At 63.3% G+C, this 18,387-nt stretch carries 15 protein-coding genes and 4 tRNA genes; 12 read left to right on the top strand and 7 right to left on the bottom strand.

Going from position 1 to position 18,387, the window contains the following annotated elements; all coding sequences use genetic code 11:
• Positions 1-29: 29 nt before the first annotated feature.
• Positions 30-353 (top strand): hypothetical protein, encoded by a 324-nt coding sequence (locus AC1Q5P_RS01015; RefSeq protein ID WP_492478036.1) that lies wholly within the window; start codon positions 30-32, stop codon positions 351-353.
• Between the two features lie 86 nt (positions 354-439).
• Here AC1Q5P_RS01015 and AC1Q5P_RS01010 read toward each other — a convergent pair.
• Positions 440-514 (bottom strand) — tRNA-Asn (locus AC1Q5P_RS01010).
• A gap of 80 nt (positions 515-594) precedes the next feature.
• Positions 595-1,374, bottom strand: a complete 780-nt coding sequence (locus tag AC1Q5P_RS01005) for an NAD kinase (RefSeq protein WP_156135716.1) — start codon at positions 1,372-1,374, stop codon at positions 595-597.
• A gap of 151 nt (positions 1,375-1,525) precedes the next feature.
• On the opposite strand from AC1Q5P_RS01005, the gene AC1Q5P_RS01000 reads away from it, so the two are divergent.
• A complete protein-coding gene (locus AC1Q5P_RS01000) occupies positions 1,526-2,806 on the top strand; it encodes an EAL domain-containing protein (RefSeq protein ID WP_492517901.1) in 1,281 nt (426 codons plus the stop codon).
• On the opposite strand, the gene mfd is transcribed toward AC1Q5P_RS01000, so the two are convergent.
• From mfd to AC1Q5P_RS00985, 3 genes are all read right to left on the bottom strand, one after another.
• Complete coding sequence (mfd, locus tag AC1Q5P_RS00995; RefSeq protein ID WP_492517900.1) at positions 2,803-6,297, bottom strand: transcription-repair coupling factor; 3,495 nt, start codon at positions 6,295-6,297, stop codon at positions 2,803-2,805. The two genes, AC1Q5P_RS01000 and mfd, sit on opposite strands and share 4 nt — an antisense overlap.
• 27 nt (positions 6,298-6,324) lie before the next feature.
• Positions 6,325-6,606 (bottom strand): FAD assembly factor SdhE, encoded by a 282-nt coding sequence (locus AC1Q5P_RS00990; RefSeq protein ID WP_039332261.1) that lies wholly within the window; start codon positions 6,604-6,606, stop codon positions 6,325-6,327.
• 127 nt (positions 6,607-6,733) lie between these two features.
• On the bottom strand, positions 6,734-7,120 hold the full coding sequence (locus tag AC1Q5P_RS00985; protein WP_039332263.1) for a host attachment protein: 387 nt from the start codon (positions 7,118-7,120) through the stop codon (positions 6,734-6,736).
• A 145-nt stretch (positions 7,121-7,265) separates the two neighbouring features.
• Here AC1Q5P_RS00985 and recG point away from each other — a divergent pair, with 145 nt between their 5' ends.
• Positions 7,266-9,323 (top strand): ATP-dependent DNA helicase RecG, encoded by a 2,058-nt coding sequence (recG, locus tag AC1Q5P_RS00980; RefSeq protein ID WP_492517996.1) that lies wholly within the window; start codon positions 7,266-7,268, stop codon positions 9,321-9,323.
• Between the two features lie 71 nt (positions 9,324-9,394).
• On the opposite strand, the gene AC1Q5P_RS00975 is transcribed toward recG, so the two are convergent.
• Complete coding sequence (locus AC1Q5P_RS00975; protein WP_492517899.1) at positions 9,395-10,006, bottom strand: hypothetical protein; 612 nt, start codon at positions 10,004-10,006, stop codon at positions 9,395-9,397.
• 203 nt (positions 10,007-10,209) lie between these two features.
• Positions 10,210-10,286, bottom strand: a tRNA-Pro gene (locus AC1Q5P_RS00970).
• Positions 10,287-10,438: 152 nt separating this feature from the next.
• On the opposite strand from AC1Q5P_RS00970, the gene thyA reads away from it, so the two are divergent.
• From thyA to AC1Q5P_RS00925, 9 genes are all read left to right on the top strand, one after another.
• Positions 10,439-11,383 (top strand): thymidylate synthase, encoded by a 945-nt coding sequence (gene thyA / locus AC1Q5P_RS00965; protein ID WP_492517898.1) that lies wholly within the window; start codon positions 10,439-10,441, stop codon positions 11,381-11,383.
• A gap of 146 nt (positions 11,384-11,529) precedes the next feature.
• Positions 11,530-12,552: a VOC family protein gene (locus AC1Q5P_RS00960; protein WP_492517897.1), complete on the top strand. Its 1,023-nt coding sequence runs from the start codon at positions 11,530-11,532 to the stop codon at positions 12,550-12,552.
• A gap of 161 nt (positions 12,553-12,713) precedes the next feature.
• Positions 12,714-13,472 carry an SDR family NAD(P)-dependent oxidoreductase gene (locus AC1Q5P_RS00955; RefSeq protein ID WP_492476188.1) on the top strand — a complete coding sequence of 253 codons (759 nt, stop codon included), beginning with the start codon at positions 12,714-12,716 and terminating at the stop codon, positions 13,470-13,472.
• Positions 13,473-13,699: 227 nt separating this feature from the next.
• Complete coding sequence (locus AC1Q5P_RS00950; protein WP_492517896.1) at positions 13,700-14,995, top strand: 3-methyl-2-oxobutanoate dehydrogenase (2-methylpropanoyl-transferring) subunit alpha; 1,296 nt, start codon at positions 13,700-13,702, stop codon at positions 14,993-14,995.
• The gene (locus AC1Q5P_RS00945; protein WP_039332271.1) at positions 14,992-16,047 is read left to right on the top strand and encodes an alpha-ketoacid dehydrogenase subunit beta; all 1,056 of its coding nucleotides are present in this window, start codon (positions 14,992-14,994) and stop codon (positions 16,045-16,047) included. Before AC1Q5P_RS00950 ends, AC1Q5P_RS00945 begins: the two co-directional genes overlap by 4 nt.
• A 4-nt stretch (positions 16,048-16,051) precedes the next feature.
• Positions 16,052-17,392 carry a dihydrolipoamide acetyltransferase family protein gene (locus AC1Q5P_RS00940; protein ID WP_492517895.1) on the top strand — a complete coding sequence of 447 codons (1,341 nt, stop codon included), beginning with the start codon at positions 16,052-16,054 and terminating at the stop codon, positions 17,390-17,392.
• A gap of 29 nt (positions 17,393-17,421) precedes the next feature.
• Positions 17,422-17,994 (top strand): YdeI/OmpD-associated family protein, encoded by a 573-nt coding sequence (locus tag AC1Q5P_RS00935; protein WP_492517894.1) that lies wholly within the window; start codon positions 17,422-17,424, stop codon positions 17,992-17,994.
• A gap of 103 nt (positions 17,995-18,097) precedes the next feature.
• Positions 18,098-18,174: transfer RNA gene (locus tag AC1Q5P_RS00930), tRNA-Asp, on the top strand.
• A gap of 138 nt (positions 18,175-18,312) precedes the next feature.
• Positions 18,313-18,386 (top strand) — tRNA-Asp (locus AC1Q5P_RS00925).
• The last annotated feature ends 1 nt before the right edge of the window (position 18,387 follow it).

Raw genomic sequence — 18,387 nt, 5'->3', positions numbered from 1 at the left:
TGTCGGGAACACAGGATCGGAGATGCGCAATGTGGCTTGAGAACAACGGCACGGCACGCCGCTCTCCCTACTCTGCAGGCGTTCCAGAGGGTCCGATCCCGGCGGCCTATCGCCGCGGCATCTTCAGGGCCAAGGTTAACGCCCACGAATTGACCGGTACGCACGCACAGATCGAATGTCTGGAGAATCCGAGCCCGGGCAGCATGGTATGGCTGACCTTCACGGGGCTCGAATCACGGGCGGCGATTGTCGAGGAAAGTGCAGCGTTCAGGATCAGGCTGCGGTTTGTCGAACCATTCCATCCCGCAGTGCTCGATGCCATCCTGCAGGGCAGGTTAGGCGTGTTTCACTGAGGCAAGGGCAAAGCCAGCCAACACCGGCGCAGCCGCTATGCCCTGAATGAAGGGCGGGGCATGATGCTGAATTGCTTGGAAGAAAGTGGCTCCCTGAGTAGGATTCGAACCTACGGCCGCTCGATTAACAGTCGAGAGCTCTACCGCTGAGCTATCAGGGAGCAGCCCCAGTTCCCCGGGGCAGGAGCGCGCTAATAACAGGCGATTCTCGTTTGGCAAGCACCTGTTTCGAGATTTTTGCTCAGACCATGAATTGCTCGGCGAAGATGCGGTCTTCCAGGCTCTGGCCACGGTCGAACATCAGGGTAAGGCGGTGTTCGGGCCAAGCCTTCACACGCACTTCGCGGACATCGCGCACTTCCTTCTGATCGGCCACGACGAGAACCGGCCGCTTCACCGATTCGAGCGCCTTGAACACGATCTCGTAGGTGTCGGGCAGAATCGCGCCGCGCCACCTGCGCGGACGGAAGGGACTGATCGGCGTCAGCGCCAGCATGTTCGAGGACAACGGCAGGATCGGGCCGTTGGCCGAGAGGTTGTAGGCGGTGGAGCCAGCAGGGGTAGCGACGAGGACGCCGTCGCAGGCCAGTTCGGGCATGCGCACCTTGCCGTTGACGCTGACCTCCAGCTTGGCGGTCTGGCGGGTTTCGCGCAGGATCGAGACTTCGTTGATCGCGCAGACCGAATGTTCTTCGTCCGAGTTGGTTATCGCAGTCATGCGCAAGGGCGAGACCGAGATCTGAGTGGCCTTGGCCAGTCGCTCCTCGATGCCACGGCTCGACCGGTACTTGTTCATCAGGAAGCCCACTGTGCCGAGATTGAGCCCGAAGGCCGGCACGACGTGGTCAATATCGAGCATGTGGTGCAGTGTCTGCAGCATGAAGCCGTCGCCGCCGATGACCACGGCCGCCTCTGCCTGATCGAGAGAAACCCAGTTCCTGCTCTTCAGAAGGCTCTCGTAAGCGTCCTGGGCGCGCTCGCTGGGCGAAGCTACAAGCGCAAGGCGAGTGAAGTCCGGCATCAGTATCAAAGCCCCCATCTGACGCGACTGCATCGTACCGGAGAGGGGATATGGGGCTAACTGAAGCCGCGCAATGCACAAAAGTACTGGAGCGGGGGCTTGCCGCGAACGGGGAACGCTTTGGCAAGGTTCCGCTGCTATTCGACGCATCATGCCTCACCGCCTGACCTTGCTGGATGCCGATGCTGGCCGGGATGCCCTCACTGGTTTGCCGGGACTGGCTGCGGCAAGATCGTGGCTGGCGCGGCATGAGCCGGACTTTGTCCATGCCATGCTTGTCGGTCTGCACCGCTTGAGTTCGGTCAACCTGGCTTACGGCCATGCGGGCGGAGATACTGCGCTGGCTGAAATAGGGCGACGTATCGCCGATTTTGCGGTCGACGAACTGGACCCTGGTTCCTTGGTGGCGCGCGTGGGCGGTGGCGAGTTCCTGATCGCCAGCGACGGCACTATCAGTCGTGAGCGCTGGCAGTGGCTGGCAGAAGCACTGACGCGCCGCATCTCTCGCGGTCTGCCGGTGCGGGGCGAGATGCTGCACCTGGTTCCACGAACGGCGCTGTTGCGCGGAATTCCGGGCGAGGCCGGGGCGGCAATGATCGACCGCCTGGATCAAGCGCTCGGCGCGGTACAGCAGCAAGCCGGACGCCGCATACTCTGGGCCGATGGCTCGCACCGGGCGCGAGGTCGGAGTGCGGCGCGGCTTGAAGCCGATCTGATCGGGGCCATGGCGCGGGACGAGATCGGACTCGTGTTCCAGCCACAGTATCGCGTGGCCGACGGCGTGCTGGTCGGCGTGGAAGCTCTCGCGCGCTGGGACCATCCCCAACTTGGCCGGATCGGCGCGGAGACGCTTTTCGCCCTTGCCGAGCGTGGCGATCATGTGGCGCAGCTCTCACGGCATATCGCGGGCAAGGCACTGACGGCGGCGGCGGGGTGGGGCAAGCTCGCTTTGTCCCTTAACGTGACAGCCGAGGATCTGGCAAGCGAAGCATTCGCTGCAGACTTTCGCGAGTTATTGGTCGGAACCGGGTTCGTGCCGACGAGGCTTACGCTGGAAGTGACCGAACATGCGCTGGTGGCGGACTTTGCCCAATCAGCAGCGGCGCTGGCGGAGCTCGCTTCAGTGGGCGCGCGCATGGCGCTCGACGATTTCGGGACGGGCTATGCGAACTTCCGCACGCTGAAGTCGCTGCCGCTCGATACGATCAAGCTCGACGCATCCATGGTCCGAGACGTCGACAGCGATCCGCGCGACAGGGCAATCCTGACGGCGATCGTCGCGATGGCGCGTGCGCTGGGGCTCAAGATCGTGTGCGAAGGCGTCGAGCGCGAGAGCCAGCTTTCAGTGCTGCAGCAAGAGGGCTGCGACACGTTCCAGGGTTTCCTGCGATCAGGACCGATCAGCGCGGCAGAGGTCTCCGCTTTGCTTTAGGCGGCCTTCTTCGCACGCTTCACGATTGCAGCCAGACCCTTCGTCATCTGTACCAGGCCGTTCAGGCGTCCTTCGGCCGTGCCCCAAGCCCGGGTGATGACCAGCTTGTTGTCGGGACGAAGCTTGGCAACGCCGTTGAGCCTCTCGACATAGCCGATGAGGCCGACGGGGTCCGGGAAGGTGTCCTTGTGGAAGCTGACCAGCGCTCCCTTGGGGCCGACGTCGATCTTCGCGATATTGGCGGCGATGGCCTGGCGCTTGACCTCGATCAGGCGCAGCAGGTTCTGCGTGGGCGCGGGCAGGGGGCCGAAGCGGTCGATCATCTCGGCGGCGAGGGCCTCGACGGCGTCCGGTCCTTCGGCGTCGTTCATGCGGCGGTACAGGGCCATGCGCACGGCAAGGTCGGGGACGTAGTCCTCCGGGATCATGATCGGCGCGTCGAGCGTGATCTGGGGGCTCAGTGCCTCGCGTTCGCGGGCGAGGCCGATGTCGCCGGCCTTGGCCGCAAGGATCGCATCCTCGAGCATCGACTGATAGAGTTCGAAGCCCACCTCCTTGATGTGGCCCGACTGCTCGTCGCCGAGGAGGTTGCCGGCGCCGCGAATGTCAAGGTCGTGGCTGGCAAGCTGGAAGCCGGCGCCAAGGCTGTCGAGATCGCCAAGAACCTTGAGGCGCTTTTCGGCGACTTCGGACAGCGCCATGTCCTCTGGCACGGTGAGATAGGCGTAGGCGCGGATCTTGCCGCGACCGACGCGTCCGCGCAGCTGGTAGAGCTGGGCCAGCCCGAAGCGGTCGGCGCGGTGGATGACAATGGTGTTGGCCGAGGGGATATCGATGCCGCTTTCGACGATCGTGGTCGAAAGCAGAACCTCGTACTTTTTCTCGTAGAACGCGCCCATCCGGTCCTCGACCTCGGTCGGGCTCATCTGGCCGTGTGCTGTCACGAAGCGGACTTCGGGCACATTGAGGCGCAGCCATTCCTCGAGCTCGGGCATGTCGGCGATGCGCGGCACGACGATGAAGCTCTGCCCGCCGCGCTGGTGTTCGCGCAGCAAGGCCTCGCGCATGACCATATCGTCCCACGGCATGACATAAGTGCGCACGGCAAGGCGGTCCACCGGCGGGGTCTGGATCGTGGAAAGCTCACGCAAGCCCGACATGGCCATCTGCAGCGTGCGCGGAATCGGCGTGGCAGTGAGGGTGAGGACGTGAACGTCCGCCTTCAGTTCCTTGAGCTTTTCCTTGTGCGTGACGCCAAAGCGCTGTTCCTCGTCGACGATGACCAGGCCCAAGCGCTTGAACTCGACCGACTTGGACAGGAGCGCATGGGTGCCGATGACGATATCAACCTTGCCGCTGGCCAGCCCGGCCTTGGTTTCGGCAGCTTCCTTGGCGGGGACGAGGCGCGAGAGGCGACCGATTTCCAGCGGGAAGCCGTTGAAGCGTTCGACGAAATTCGAATAGTGCTGGCGCGCCAGCAGGGTCGTCGGCGCGATGACGGCCACCTGGACACCCTGCATGGCTGCGACGAACGCCGCGCGCAAGGCAACTTCGGTCTTGCCGAAGCCGACGTCGCCACAGACCAGGCGGTCCATCGGCTTGCCCTCGGCCATGTCGCCGAGGACGTCGTCGATCGCGCGTTCCTGATCCTCGGTTTCGTCCCATGGGAAGCGGTCGACAAAGGGGCCATAGCTCGCGGGATCGACGGGTAGCACAGTGCCCTGTCGCAGGGCGCGCTGGGCCGCCGTGGCCATGAGGTGGCCGGCCATCTCCAGGATGCGTTCGCGCATCCGCGCCTTGCGGCGCTGCCAAGCCTCGCCGCCCAGCTTGTCCAATGCAACGCCATCGGCATCAGAGCCATAGCGTGAAAGGACGTCGAGGTTTTCGACCGGGATGTAGAGCTTGTCGCCACCGGAATATTCCAGCTGAACGCAATCGTGCGGGCTGTCGCCGACGCCAATGGCTTCCAGGCCGAGGTAACGACCGATGCCGTGGTCCATGTGGACGACGAGATCGCCCGGCGTAAGCGCGGACAATTCAGCCAGGAAGGCGTCGGCGTCCTTGCGCTTCTTCTTGCGGCGGACAAGACGGTCGCCAAGGATGTCCTGCTCGGTCAGCAGTTCCAGATCGTCGCTGGCAAAGCCCTGTTCGAGCGGGAGGACGACGGCGGCGGGTTTTCCCGTCGCCGCAAGGCCCAGTGCCTCCTGCCAGGTTTCAGCCATCTGCGGTGTAAACTTGCCGGCTTCCGCCAGCAGCGAGGCGAGGCGTGAGCGCGAGCCGGCAGTATAGGCCGCGATGATCGGCTTCTTGCCGCGCGTGCCCAATGCCGAAATGTACTTGGCGGCCGCTTCGTAGATGTTGGTCCCACCGGAGGTTGCGGCAGCGCGCTCCGGCGTGAAATCGTGGCTCGAAGTGAAGCCGAAATCGACAACCTGCTTCGATTCCGGCTCGGCAAAGATGGTGGTGCGGTGCACCGGCCAACCGGCAAGCGCCCGGTCCAGTTCATCGCGCGAGAGATAGAGCGCGGTTTCGGCCAGTGGACGGTAGCTGCCCGGCGCCTTGGACGAGGAATCGAGGCGCGACTGGTGATAGTCGGCAATGTCGGCAATGCGTTGTTCGGCAGCCTTGATCGCAGTCGTGTCGATCAGGACAAGGTCATCCTCGGCCAGATGATCGAACAGCGTGACGAGCCGGTCTTCGAACAGCGGGAGCCAGTGCTCCATGCCGGCAAGGCGACGGCCATCGGTGATGGCCTGATAGAGCGGATCGCCGGTGGCGTTCGCGCCAAACAGTTCGCGGTAGCGGCTGCGAAAACGCTTGATGCTGTCATCATCGAGCAGGGCTTCGCTGGCTGGCAGCAGGAGATGCGTTTCGACCGGCTGCACCGAGCGCTGCGTGTTCGGATCGAACAGGCGCAGGGTTTCAAGCTCGTCGCCGAAGAAGTCCAGCCGAAGGCCGTGGTCGAGGCCAGAAGGATAGATGTCGAACACCGATCCGCGCACCGCGTACTCGCCAGCGTCGACGACCGTGTCGGTGCGCGAATAGCCTTGGCGCTGGAGGAGTGCGATCAGGCTTTCGCGGCCGATCTCGGTGCCCGGCGAAAGCAGGCGGGTGGATGCGCGGATACGGAACGGCGTCAGGACGCGCTGGAGCGCGGCGTTGATCGTCGTGACGAGCAGTTGCGGTCCGCTGCGCTTGCGCTGCAGCCGCTGCAGTGCGGCGAGGCGGCGGGAACTGACCGATAGCGCCGGGGAGGCACGGTCAAACGGCAGGCAGTCCCACGCCGGAAAGTCGATGACTTCAAGGTCCGGCGCGAAGAATGCGGCGCTCTCGACGATGGCCCGCATTGCCGACTCGTCAGGCGCAATGAAGACGGCGCGACCTTTGGCGGCGCGGGCGAGATCGGCGAGAACAAGCGGCTGCGCGCCACGCGCGACGGACGAAAGCGTTAGCGGCGTCTTGGCCGAAAGGATGCGGGCGAGGTCGGACATGGCAGGCTTAACGCGCGAGAGGCAAAATCAGCGCGGGATCTCGACGTAGTCCAGCTTGCGCATGGCGTCCATCATCGCACCGGCATACTTTTCGGGCACAGGCTGTGTGCCGAGCGCCCATGCCATGATCTCGACGTCGTCTTCCTCGATCAGCTCTTCGAACCAGGCTACCTGCTCGGCCGACCAATTGGCGTGGTAGCGGTCAAAATAACAACCGATCATGTAGTCCGCTTCGCGCGTGCCGCGGTGCCAGGCGCGGAAGTGCAGGCGACGAAGGCTCTCGGGGGCGATTGCAGCAGGCTCGGTCATGCTCTGCCGTTAGGCCCATCGGCCCAGCGAGACAAGGGTCCTGGCCCCATGCCAAAGGGCATCCCGGCGCCTCCGGCCGAAGCCGTCCTTCCCCGCGCCGGAATGCCCCATCGCTTGGCCGCGCGAGTTACTTGCCCCGCAGCGCGGCGATGATCTCGGTGGGCTGGCGACCGACCATGTCCTTGGCCAGTTCCTTGATGATCGCGTTCTGGGTGCCCTTGCCGATCTGGTGACGCAGTTCGCCCAAGGCGCGCGGCGGAGCGATCAGCACGAGCTGGGCGATCTTGTGACCCTGCACCTGCCGGTTGAGCCAATCGGCTACCGCGGCACAGTGGGCGGTCTCGTCCTGCTGATGCGGCGATGCGTGGCTGCCGCCGCTGGAGTGATTGTGCTCGACGAGCGCAGGCGTTTCCATGGCCGCGAGTTCGGGCGTGGCTTCTGTCCCGGCGTTGCGGTAGAGTTCCCAGGCCTTGCCATCGACGACGGCAATGACGGCTCCATGAGGGATCAACATCGTTTTGCTCCTGCTTTCGTTATCTTCGAAAGCAACTCAAGCACCGGCTCAGCACCTGAACCATGCGCTGGGTCAAAAATGGCCGTGAATTTCGCTTTGGGCGGCATTGGCGAAACGTGGCCTTGCAGCCTATGTCGGGCGGGCGATGCGTCCTGACCTGCTCAACCCCCTGTTCGCGGAAAGCTCCAGCCTCAAAGGCGTGGGGCCTGGTCTGGCGCGCCCGCTCGAGAAGCTGGGGCTGACCCGCGTCAAGGATATCGCGTACCACCTGCCCGATCGCTGGGTGCTGCGCCGGGCGGTGGCCAATCTGGACGAGGCGGGGCTGGGGGAACAGATCGTGCTGCCGCTGACGGTGCGCGATTATCGCCAGTCGGCCGGGCGCGGTCCTTTCAGGGTAATGGCCGAGGATGCCGCTGGCAACTATGTCACGCTTACCTATTTCGGGCGAGCGGCCTATACCGCGAAGAAGCAGCTCCCCTTGGGCGAGAAGCGCTGGGTGGCGGGCAGGCTCGACCAGTTCGGCCAGACCTGGCAGATCGTACATCCCGATCATGTGAGCGAGGATAGCGCCGGCATGCTCGGCCAGCTGAACGAGCCGGTCTATCCGCTGTCAGAAGGGCTGACGCAGGGGCGGGTGCAGGCCTTGGTGGCGCAGTCGCTGGCGCACCTGCCCAAGCTGCCGGAGTGGATCGAGCCGGGCCTCATCGCGCGAATGGGCTGGCCGTCTTGGGACGCGGCGCTGCCGACTGCACACAAGGCCGAGGACAAGCTGGCCAAGGACCGGCTCGCCTATGACGAACTGCTGGCCAACAGCCTCGCCCTGATGCTGGTGCGGGAGAGCAACCGTGCGAAGAAGGGCACGCCGCTGCACGGGGACGGGCGATTGCGTGCAATGCTCAAGCTGCCGTTCGAACTGACTGGCGCGCAGAAGCGCTCGATTGCCGAGATCGAAAGCGACATGGCGCAAGGCGCGCCGATGCTGCGTCTGCTGCAAGGCGATGTCGGGTCTGGCAAGACGGCGGTGGCGCTCAATGCCATGCTGATCGCGGTGGAGGCGGGCGGGCAAGCCGCGCTGCTGGCGCCGACCGAAATCCTCGCGCGCCAGCATGCCGAGACTCTGACGCGGATGGCTGCAGGGACAGGCGTGAACATCGCGCTGTTGACAGGACGCGACAAGGGCAAGGCGCGCGAATCGATCCTGATGGGGCTGCTCGATGGCTCGATCGACATTTGCGTCGGTACGCACGCGATCTTCCAGGAGGCCGTCGCCTACCGCAATCTTGCGCTTGTGGTGATCGACGAGCAGCACCGCTTTGGCGTGGGGCAGCGCCTGATGCTGACCCAGAAGGCGCGGCGGACTCCGCATTGCCTGGCGATGACGGCCACACCGATCCCGCGCACGCTGACCCTGGCGCAGTACGGGGAGATGGACGTCTCGCGGCTCGACGAAATGCCGCCCGGCCGTCAGGCCATCGACACCCGCGTGATTTCGACAGAGCGCCTTGCCGACGTGGTCGAAGGAGTGGCGCGGCACATTGCCAAGGGTGCGCAGGCCTACTGGGTCTGCCCGATGGTGCGCGAGCTGGAGACGGAAGACATTGCTGCCGCAGAAGCGCGCTATGCTGCGCTGAAGGAGCGGTTCGGGGATACCGTGGTCATGGTTCACGGCCAGCTGCGGCCCGAGGCCAAGGATGCGGCCATGGAGCAGTTTGCCCGAGGTGACGCGCAACTGCTGGTTGCGACGACGGTAATCGAGGTCGGCGTCGACGTGCCTAACGCGACGCTGATGGTGATCGAGCAGGCAGAGCGCTTCGGTTTGGCCCAGTTGCACCAGTTGCGCGGGCGTGTCGGACGGGGCAGCCAGCAATCGACCTGCCTGCTGCTGCGTGGTGAGGCTCTCTCGGAAACCGGGCGCGAGCGGCTTGCTCTGATGCGAGAGACGCAGGACGGCTTTCGCCTGGCCGAGGAAGACTTGCGGTTGCGGGGCGGCGGAGAGCTGCTTGGCACCCGGCAATCGGGCGATACGCCGTTCAAGGTGGCGGACTTCGAACAGATCGCGCGGTTGCTGCCGCTAGCGCATGATGATGCACGACTGCTGATGGAACGCGACGGCGGTTTGTCGTCGCCAAGAGGGGAGGCGGCCCGCGTGCTGCTCTACCTTTTCGAGCGGGATTGGGGCGTGCAACTTCTCAGGGGCGGCTAAGAGGCTGATCCGAGGGAACGGTTGGGGCGGCGCGAAAAAGGGGTAAACGCGCCGCCCGCTCCCTGAATTGCTTACTTGCCAGCGGGCTTTGCGGCCGCTGCATTCGCACTCTGGTCGGCGCTCTTTGTAGCGTCTGCAAAGCCTTGCGCGGTCATGCCGATCATCAGACCGGAGGCGCCCTTGGCGACCGAAGTCTTCGGCAGCTTCACGCGAACCGTACCCGCATCGAGCACGAATTCGGTATCGGTCACTTCGGCCACCTTGCCGAGCTGCGTGGTGCCATCCGAGGCGTAGACCGGCGCATCGACAACGATCGCAGCAGCCGTATCAGCCTTTGCCGCTGCAGCAGCCTTTTCGGCAGCCGCATCCAGTTCGACCTTGGTCATGCCGAGGACCGGGCCCTTGGGACCAGTGCCGAGTGCGGTCAGCGCCAAGGTGGCGGTGTTCTTGCCGGTGTCGATCACGAAGTTGGGCGCGTTGACGCTCTTGATCTTGCCGACTTCGGCGCCGGCAGCATCATAGACAACAGCGCCGACGGCCGGTGTGGCCGCCGCCGGCGCGGCCGTGGTGGCTTCAGCCGTGGCCGTGGCTTCGGTGCCAGCAGCTGCGTCTTGTGCGTTTGCTGCGGTGGCGATGGGCAATGTGGCGACGAGAAGGGCAGCAGTGAGTTTGCGGATGGTCACGAATGGAGTTCCTGTCCAGTTGATTGGGTAACCCGGACAAGGTCGTCTTTGTCGTTCCGCAGCGAAACCCGGTTTGCGACTTTGCGACACGGATTTGCGGGCCAAATGTAGGAGTTGTGGCAGGTGCGCGATGAACCGAGCAGCCGCGACAAACGAAAAGGGCGACCCGAAGGCCGCCCTTTCGATCACCTTTGAAGGTGAAATGGTCGGGGAAAGAGGATTCGAACCTCCGGCCCCTGCCTCCCGAAGACAGTGCTCTACCAGGCTGAGCTATTCCCCGACCGATCCGCCAACCGGTGACCCGGCTGCGAGGCAGGGGCGCCCTATACGAAGCAGTTCCAACGCTGGCAAGCGGGTAACGCCAAGTTTTTTCGCCGGGAAATTTCGGCGGCGATTTTGCTCGAGCCCGCCCGCGCAGCTAGAAGCGAAGCCATGCCTGAACGCGCCGATTCCGCCCGCCATTACGAACAGCAGTATCTCGATCTCATGCGCGAGATCTGGGAGCGCGGAGACGAGCGGGTGGATCGCACCGGCGTGGGCACACGATCGGTTTTCGGCGCGCAATTGCGCTTCGACCTTTCCGACGGGCGCATGCCCTTGCTTACGACCAAGCGGGTGTACTGGAAAACAGCGACCCGCGAGTTTCTGTGGTTCCTGACTGGCGATACAAATATCCGCAAGCTGTGCGCGCAGGGTGTCGAGATCTGGACGGACTGGCCGCTGGACAAATACCGCAAGGCTTCCGGCGATGGCATTTCCCGCGCCGATTTTTCGGCACGCGTTGTAGAAGATGAGGCGTTCGCCCGTGAATGGGGCGATCTCGGTCCGGTCTATGGCAAGCAATGGGTAGACTGGCCGGTCTATGAACCGGCAGGCGATGACCTGTTTCGCCGGCGGGAGCATGGGGTGAACCAGGTTGCCGACGTGGTCCGCTCGCTGAGGACCAATCCCGGCAGCCGTCGCCATATCGTCGAGGGCTGGAACGTGGCCGAGCTTGACGCGATGGCGCTGCCTCCCTGCCACAAGACCTACCAGTTCCACGTCAGCGGGAACCGGCTGAATGGTCTGCTCTACCAGCGCAGCTGCGACGTGGCGCTGGGCCTGCCATTCAATCTGTGGGGTGCGGCCCTGTTCATCCGCTTGCTGGCGCAGCAGTGTGATCTCGAACCAGGAGAACTGGTTTGGATGGGGGGCGACACGCATCTCTATCTCAACCACGCCGAACTGGTTGAAACCCAGCTCGCCAGAAAGCCTTCAGGAGATCCTCGGCTTTCGATCCTGCGCCGGCCGGACTCAATCTTCGATTACAGGATCGAGGATTTTCAAGTGACCGGTTATGCGCCGCAGGGCGTGATCAAGGCCGACGTTGCGGTCTGAACCGGCAAAGGGCGTGGACTTACTGTTCGGCATCCATGAAATTGATGCACTGTCCTTCAAACAATTCATGATCCGGATTTGATCTGGCGCAAGACGATTGGATGAGAACGCCGCCATTCCCTTGCAAGCAAGGCAGGAGAATTGGCGTGGCGATCATTGGCATCAGGCGGTTGACATGGATGGTAGAGGAGGTTGAACCTTGCGTTCGCTTCTTCCGCGATTTTGGGCTGACGCTGATCGAGCAGAACGATGGCTCGGCGCTTTTCGAATCGGCCGACGGTTCTCAGTCATTGTTCTTGAAGCGCGGTCATCCCGATCTGCCCAAGGGTTCGGCGCAGACGACGAAGGGCGTCCATGAATGCGTTTGGGCGGTGGACAACGCGGAAGGGCTGGAACGCCTCAAGGCTCGCCTCGAGCGCGTCGTTGACCTGACCACTGATGCTGAGGGCGCGGTCCATTTCGTCACGCCGTTCGGGCAGGCGATTGGGCTGCAAGTGTGGCAGCCGCGTGCTGTCTTTGGCGCGCCAACCCCGCAGAATACGGTGGGCCGGATTGCCCGCCTCAACCAGCCGCGCAAATGGATTGATCGGGCGGTGCCAAAGCGCACGCACCACTGCGTCTGGACGTTTCCGGACGTGCAGGAGGCGGTGGCTTTCTATAAGGACATCCTCGGCTTCCGCATCACCGACATGCAGAAGGGCTTTGGCGTCTACATGCGGGCGGATGGCTGCTACGAACATCACAACGTGTTCCTGGCCGATGCGCACGCGCCAATGCCGGGCTTCAACGGGACGCTGAAGTTTCACCACGCCAATTGGGAAGTCGAGGATATCGACGAGCTGATGGTGGCCAAGAACTACCTCGACAGGCGCGGCTACACTTACGGTGACTGGAACTGGGGTTTCGGGCGGCACAGGCTGACCTCGGCCGCGTTCCTCTACGTGCCGTGTCCGGCGGGTGGCGAGGCAGAATACGGTGCAGATTGTGATTGCGTTGATGACAGCTGGAAGCCGCGCATCTGGGACGGCGCTTTCGGAACAGCGATATACATGACCAACCTGCCGGACTTCATGAAAGGCGAACCCAATTGGGACGTGCGATATGCCGGGCCTGACGAGTTGCGATATCACCCGGCCGAAATGGCTCGTCTCTTGGACGCGGCCGAATAACCATGCATGGCATTGATTGGGGGGCATCCATGGATTGCCTTTGTCCTGCAACGGTCCATCTCTTATGCGCCCTTACGGTGCAAGCATATGGGAGAGGGTGTTACCGACATGGACGTGACGTTATACGTGCTGGCTGACCAAGGCAGTCCTGTCGCTCGCGCATGAGTGGTCTGTTCGATCTTTCTGGCAAAGCGGCCATCGTTACCGGCTCCACGCGTGGGATTGGTCGCGCGATTGCAGAGGCGCTTATCGCAGCCGGCGCAAGAGTGATGATCTCGAGCGAGGACCCGGCCGATACTGCGCGCGTGGCCGCGGAGCTGGGCATGCCGGGTTGCCCCTGCGACGTGAGCGATGACGCAGCGCTGGCCCACCTAGTGGCTGAAAGCCTCGAGGTTTTCGGGCGGATCGACCATCTGGTTTGCAATGCCGGAATCACCGGTAATCCGGGTTCGTTCGCGCAGATCGACATGGACGATTATGCTCGTGTCATGGCAATCAATCTGCGGAGCCAGGTCGTGCTGTGCAATCTTGCCCTTCCGCATATCGCGGCGAGCGGCGGCGGTGCGGCCTTGCTGATGGCCAGTCTCTCGGCTCTGCGAGGCAACCTTAGGATCAATGCCTACGCTCTTGCGAAGGCGGGCGTAGCGCAACTGGCACGCAATCTCGCTGTGGAGTGGGGACCTAGCGGAGTGCGGGTCAATGCCATCTCTCCCGGGTTCATCGCCACGGAACTTTCGCAGCCGTTGCTTGATGATGCCGCTTTCATGGCGCGTCGCATGGCGATGACACCATTGCGTCGTCCTGGAACGCCGGATGAAGTGGCGGGCGCTGCGGTGTTCCTCGCTGCGCCGGCCGGCGCGTTTGTCACCGGCCACAATCTCGTGATCGATGGCGGAACTCTGATCACTGACGGCAGCTGACCGGAGCATCGGGCTCCTGTTGGAACAAGAGGCGCTTCGGCGCTTTGTGATCCTCGGACGATATATTAGCCTTGCTAGAAAAGACCTTTTTCGATCCGCCGGACGGCGGAAGCGAGAAAAGCTCTGTGAAATAAAATAACAAGAGTATATAACTTTGCGTCTGTCATGCTTTCCCATATGGAAAGCGCGATTCGATGTGGGAGAGTTCAGATGCAGGTCTTCGCAGCATGAGCGGAAGCGTGCGCGGCAACATGGCGCCGTTGGCGCTGCATGTGCCGGAACCGAAGTTCCGGCCGGGCGACGAGGTCGATTATTCGCACCTCGAAATCCCGCCCGCCGGTGCGCAGCCGCGTCCTGACGAGCAGTGCACCGCAGCTGAAACGCAGGGGCTGTGTTTCGACCTGGTTCGCGTGCTGGGCGACGATCATCGCGCAATCGGGCCATGGGATCCGAAGCTCGATGCCGAAACCTTGCGGCGGATGCTTCGCACCATGGCGCTGACCCGGGCCTTCGATGACCGCATGTATCGCGGCCAACGGCAGGGCAAGACCAGCTTCTACATGAAGTGTACGGGGGAAGAGGCAACCTCCGTGGCCCCGGCAATGGCCTTGGCATCTGACGACATGGTCTTTCCGAGCTACCGCCAGCAGGGTATCCTGATTTCGCGGAGCTACCCGATCGTCGAGATGATCAATCAGATCTACTCGAACCGGGCGGACAAGCTGAAGGGGCGTCAGCTGCCGATCATGTATTCGGCGCGGGAGGCTTCGTTCTTCACGATCAGCGGCAACCTTGCGACGCAATATCCGCAAGCGGTGGGCTGGGCGATGGCCAGCGCGATCAAGGGTGACACCCGGATTGCGGCCACCTGGATCGGCGAGGGATCGACGGCAGAGGGGGACTTCCATTCAGCGATGACCTTCGCAACCGTCTACAACGCGCCGGTCATCTTCAATGTCGTCAACAACCAGTGGGCGATCTCTAGCTTTTCGGGATTTGCCGGCGCCGAGCGTACCACCTTTGCCGCTCGCGCAATCGGTTATGGCATGGCTGGGCTGCGGGTGGACGGCAACGACCCCCTGGCAGTCTATGCGGCCACCAAGTGGGCAGCAGACCGCGCTCGATCGAACGCCGGGCCCACGCTGATCGAGCACTTCACCTATCGCGCCGAGGGCCATTCGACCTCGGACGATCCTGGCCAGTATCGTTCGGCGCACGAGCGTGAGGAGTGGCCGCTTGGGGATCCGATCAATCGGCTCAAGCAGCATCTGATCGCGCTCGGCGAATGGTCCGACGAGCAGCACGCCGCGATGGATCGCGAACAGATGGACATGGTCAAGGCCGCGACCAAGGAAGCTGAAAAGAACGGCATCCTCGGCCATGGGCTGCATCACCCGTTCCACACCATGTTCGAAGACGTGTTCGAAGACTTGCCCTGGCACCTTCGGGAGCAGAGCGAGCAGGCAATTCACGAGCGTCGGGTCAAATGGCCAGAGTGGTCCGAGGAGGGGAAGCAGCCATGACCCACGAAGAATCGCCGGTCAGCCTCGCCGAGGCTCCGACCCGCCGTCTCAACATGATCGAGGCAATCAACGATGCGCTCGACATCATGATGGAGCGCGATCCCAACGTTGTCGTGATGGGAGAGGATGTCGGCTATTTTGGTGGCGTGTTCCGCGCCACTGCGGGCCTGCAGAAGAAGTACGGCAAGACCCGCGTGTTCGACACGCCGATCAGCGAGTGCGGGATCATTGGCGTGGCTGTCGGCATGGGCGCTTATGGCCTGCGCCCCGTGCCCGAGATCCAGTTTGCCGACTACATCTATCCGGGGCTCGACCAGTTGGTGTCGGAAGCGGCACGCTTGCGCTATCGTTCGGCCGGCGAGTTCATCGCGCCGATGACCGTGCGCTCGCCGTTCGGCGGCGGCATCTTCGGGGGGCAGACGCATAGCCAGAGCCCCGAGGCGCTGTTCACGCATGTCGCCGGCCTGAAGACGGTCGTGCCGAGCAACCCGCACGATGCAAAGGGCCTGCTGATCTCGGCGATCGAGGATAACGATCCGGTGATCTTCTTTGAACCGAAGCGCATCTATAACGGCCCGTTCAATGGCTATTACGACAAGCCGGTCGAGCCGTGGTCGAAGCATGCCGACAGCGCGGTGCCTGAAGGCTACTATTCGATTCCCCTGGGCAAGGCCCGCATCGTCCGTCCGGGCAACGCTTTCACGGTCTTGGCCTACGGCACCATGGTCCACGTGGCCGCCGCGGTTTGCGCGGAAAAGGGCGTTGATGCCGAGATCATCGACTTGCGCACCCTGGTTCCACTCGACATCGAGACGGTGGAAAAGTCGGTGGAAAAGACCGGCAAATGCCTGATCGTCCATGAAGCGACGCGCACTTCCGGCTTCGGTGCAGAACTCTCGGCTCTGGTTCAGGAGCGCTGCTTCTATCACCTCGAAGCCCCGATCGAGCGCGTGACGGGTTTTGACACCCCCTATCCACACAGCCTCGAATGGGCCTACTTCCCAGGCCCTGTCCGCATCGGCGAGGCCATCGACCGCCTTACGAAAGCCTGAAGCCATGGGAACCTATACATTCCGCCTGCCCGACATCGGCGAAGGTATCGCCGAGGCCGAGATCGTGGCCTGGCACGTCGCCGTGGGCGACATGGTCGAGGAAGATGGCCGCTTGGCCGACATGATGACCGACAAGGCAACGGTCGAAATGGAAAGCCCCGTGGCGGGCAAGGTCGTCTCGATCGCGGGCGAAGTCGGTGATGTGGTAGCGATTGGTTCGGCACTGGTTGTCATCGAGACCGAAGGGGAAGGGGAGGCGCAGGCGTCTGCTGCGGCGCCAGCCCCTGCGCCCGCGCCCAAGGCGGAAATCGTTGAAGAGCGCATCGAGGTCGAGACGTCGGACGCTGGCGACGCGTCGCGGGTCGAGGCAGCTTCACCGCCGCCACCTTCACCACCGCCACCTCCGCCTTCCCCGGCAGCGCCCAAGCCTGCTCCCGCGCAGGCGGTCGAGCAAGTTCGCCGCGGCTACGATGCCAAGGTCCTCGCGAGCCCGGCCGTCCGCCAGCGTGCGCGCGATCTCGGCATCGATCTGTCCGAAGTGCGCCCGTCCGAGGAAGGGCGCGTGCGCCATGCGGATCTCGACCAGTTCCTCGCCTACAATGCAACGGGGGGCTATCGCTCCGCCGGTCCGGAGCGTGGCGACGAGGTGATCAAGGTCATTGGTATGCGCCGCCGCATTGCCGAGAACATGGCGGCATCAAAGCGCCACATTCCGCACTTCTCCTATGTCGAAGAGTGCGACGTTACGGCACTTGAAGTGATGCGCGAACAGCTCAACAGCAGCCGCGGCGACAAGCCCAAGCTGACGATGCTGCCGCTGCTCATCACCGCGATCTGTCGTACCCTGCCGCAATTCCCGATGATCAATGCCCGCTACGATGACGAAGCTGGCGTGGTGACCCGTTACGGAGCGGTCCATCTCGGCATGGCGGCGCAGACGCCAGCGGGCCTGATGGTGCCGGTGATCCGCAATGCTCAGTCCCTCAACCTGTGGCAGCTTGCGCGCGAGATTGGCCGTCTTGCTGAAGCGGCGCGTAATGGCAGCGCCAAGTCGGACGAGCTTTCGGGCTCGACCCTCACCGTCACGTCGCTTGGACCCCTGGGCGGCGTGGCGACGACCCCGGTGATCAACCGGCCCGAAGTCGCCATCATCGGACCCAACCGGATAATCGAGCGGCCGATGTTCGTGCCCGACGGCATGGGTGGCGAGCGCATCGAGAAGCGCAAGCTGATGAACATCTCGATCAGCTGCGACCATCGCGTGGTCGACGGCCACGATGCCGCAAGCTTTGTCCAGGCAATCAAGAAGCTCATCGAAACGCCGGTGCTGCTACTGGCGGACTGATGTGATAGATGTGCGGATCGGAGGTACACATGCCGACGACCGATCCGCGCATCGATCAGCATATCGCGAATGCAGGAGCATTCGCTCGACCGGTTCTCGAGCATTTTCGGGCGCTGGTGCATCGCGAGGTGCCCGAATGCGTCGAAGCCATCAAGTGGGGCATGCCGCACTTCACGTTGGGCGGAAAGAACCTGGCAGGCATGGCGGCCTTCAAGGCCCATGTCTCGATCTTCTTCCATAACGACGAGGTAGCGGGCGGGACGGGTCCGTTTCGCAGGATCGCATCGCTCGAGAATTTCCCGGACGAGGCCACTGTTGTCGAACGACTGAACTCCGCCGCCGCCCGGCTTTCTGCGCCAAAGGCAAAGTTGCCGCGCGCTTCCCCCAAGCCAGTGCCGGAACTCCCCGAACCCTTCAGCGCCGCTCTGGCAGTCGCTGGGCAAGCAGAGCGCTTTGCGGCAATGCCTCCCGGTCAGCGCCGGGAGTACATCGAATGGATCGTCGAGGCGAAGACCGAACCCACGCGGGACAAGCGCATTGCGCAGGCGGTCGAATGGATTGGCGAAGGCAAGAGCCGCAATTGGAAGTACCAGAATTGCTGAAGGCACAGGCAGCGAGAAGAAAATGTCGATCGAGGCCAAATGCTCGTGGTTGAGCGTTGACAGCCTGCAAAAGCTGCCATAGAGGCGGCGCTCCCAACGGCGAGCGGGTGTAGCTCAGTTGGTTAGAGTGCCGGCCTGTCACGCCGGAGGTCGCGGGTTCGAGCCCCGTCACTCGCGCCATTGGGATGATGAAGAAGGCGCCTCCGGGCGCCTTTTTCTTTGTGCGCCACGCGGCGCTCCGTTGTGGAAAAATTCCCGCTTTCAAGCCCGTTGACAGCCCACACGGCCTGCCATAGAGGCGCGGCTTCCAAGAGGTACGCGGGTGTAGCTCAGTTGGTTAGAGTGCCGGCCTGTCACGCCGGAGGTCGCGGGTTCGAGCCCCGTCACTCGCGC

This window comes from Novosphingobium sp. GW835-FHT14H07, assembly GCF_058793515.1.
This window is presented reverse-complemented; position numbering and strand designations above follow the sequence as displayed.

Coding starts and splice junctions, on each gene's coding strand:
- AC1Q5P_RS01000 (WP_492517901.1), top strand. CDS start 1,526: ATGCCTCACCGCCTGACCTTGCTGGATGCCGATGCTGGCCGGGATGCC.
- mfd (WP_492517900.1), bottom strand. CDS start 6,297: ATGTCCGACCTCGCCCGCATCCTTTCGGCCAAGACGCCGCTAACGCTT.
- AC1Q5P_RS00990 (WP_039332261.1), bottom strand. CDS start 6,606: ATGACCGAGCCTGCTGCAATCGCCCCCGAGAGCCTTCGTCGCCTGCAC.
- AC1Q5P_RS01015 (WP_492478036.1), top strand. CDS start 30: ATGTGGCTTGAGAACAACGGCACGGCACGCCGCTCTCCCTACTCTGCA.
- thyA (WP_492517898.1), top strand. CDS start 10,439: ATGCCTGAACGCGCCGATTCCGCCCGCCATTACGAACAGCAGTATCTC.
- AC1Q5P_RS00955 (WP_492476188.1), top strand. CDS start 12,714: ATGAGTGGTCTGTTCGATCTTTCTGGCAAAGCGGCCATCGTTACCGGC.
- AC1Q5P_RS00945 (WP_039332271.1), top strand. CDS start 14,992: ATGACCCACGAAGAATCGCCGGTCAGCCTCGCCGAGGCTCCGACCCGC.
- recG (WP_492517996.1), top strand. CDS start 7,266: ATGCGTCCTGACCTGCTCAACCCCCTGTTCGCGGAAAGCTCCAGCCTC.
- AC1Q5P_RS01005 (WP_156135716.1), bottom strand. CDS start 1,374: ATGCCGGACTTCACTCGCCTTGCGCTTGTAGCTTCGCCCAGCGAGCGC.
- AC1Q5P_RS00985 (WP_039332263.1), bottom strand. CDS start 7,120: ATGTTGATCCCTCATGGAGCCGTCATTGCCGTCGTCGATGGCAAGGCC.
- AC1Q5P_RS00940 (WP_492517895.1), top strand. CDS start 16,052: ATGGGAACCTATACATTCCGCCTGCCCGACATCGGCGAAGGTATCGCC.
- AC1Q5P_RS00935 (WP_492517894.1), top strand. CDS start 17,422: ATGCCGACGACCGATCCGCGCATCGATCAGCATATCGCGAATGCAGGA.
- AC1Q5P_RS00950 (WP_492517896.1), top strand. CDS start 13,700: ATGAGCGGAAGCGTGCGCGGCAACATGGCGCCGTTGGCGCTGCATGTG.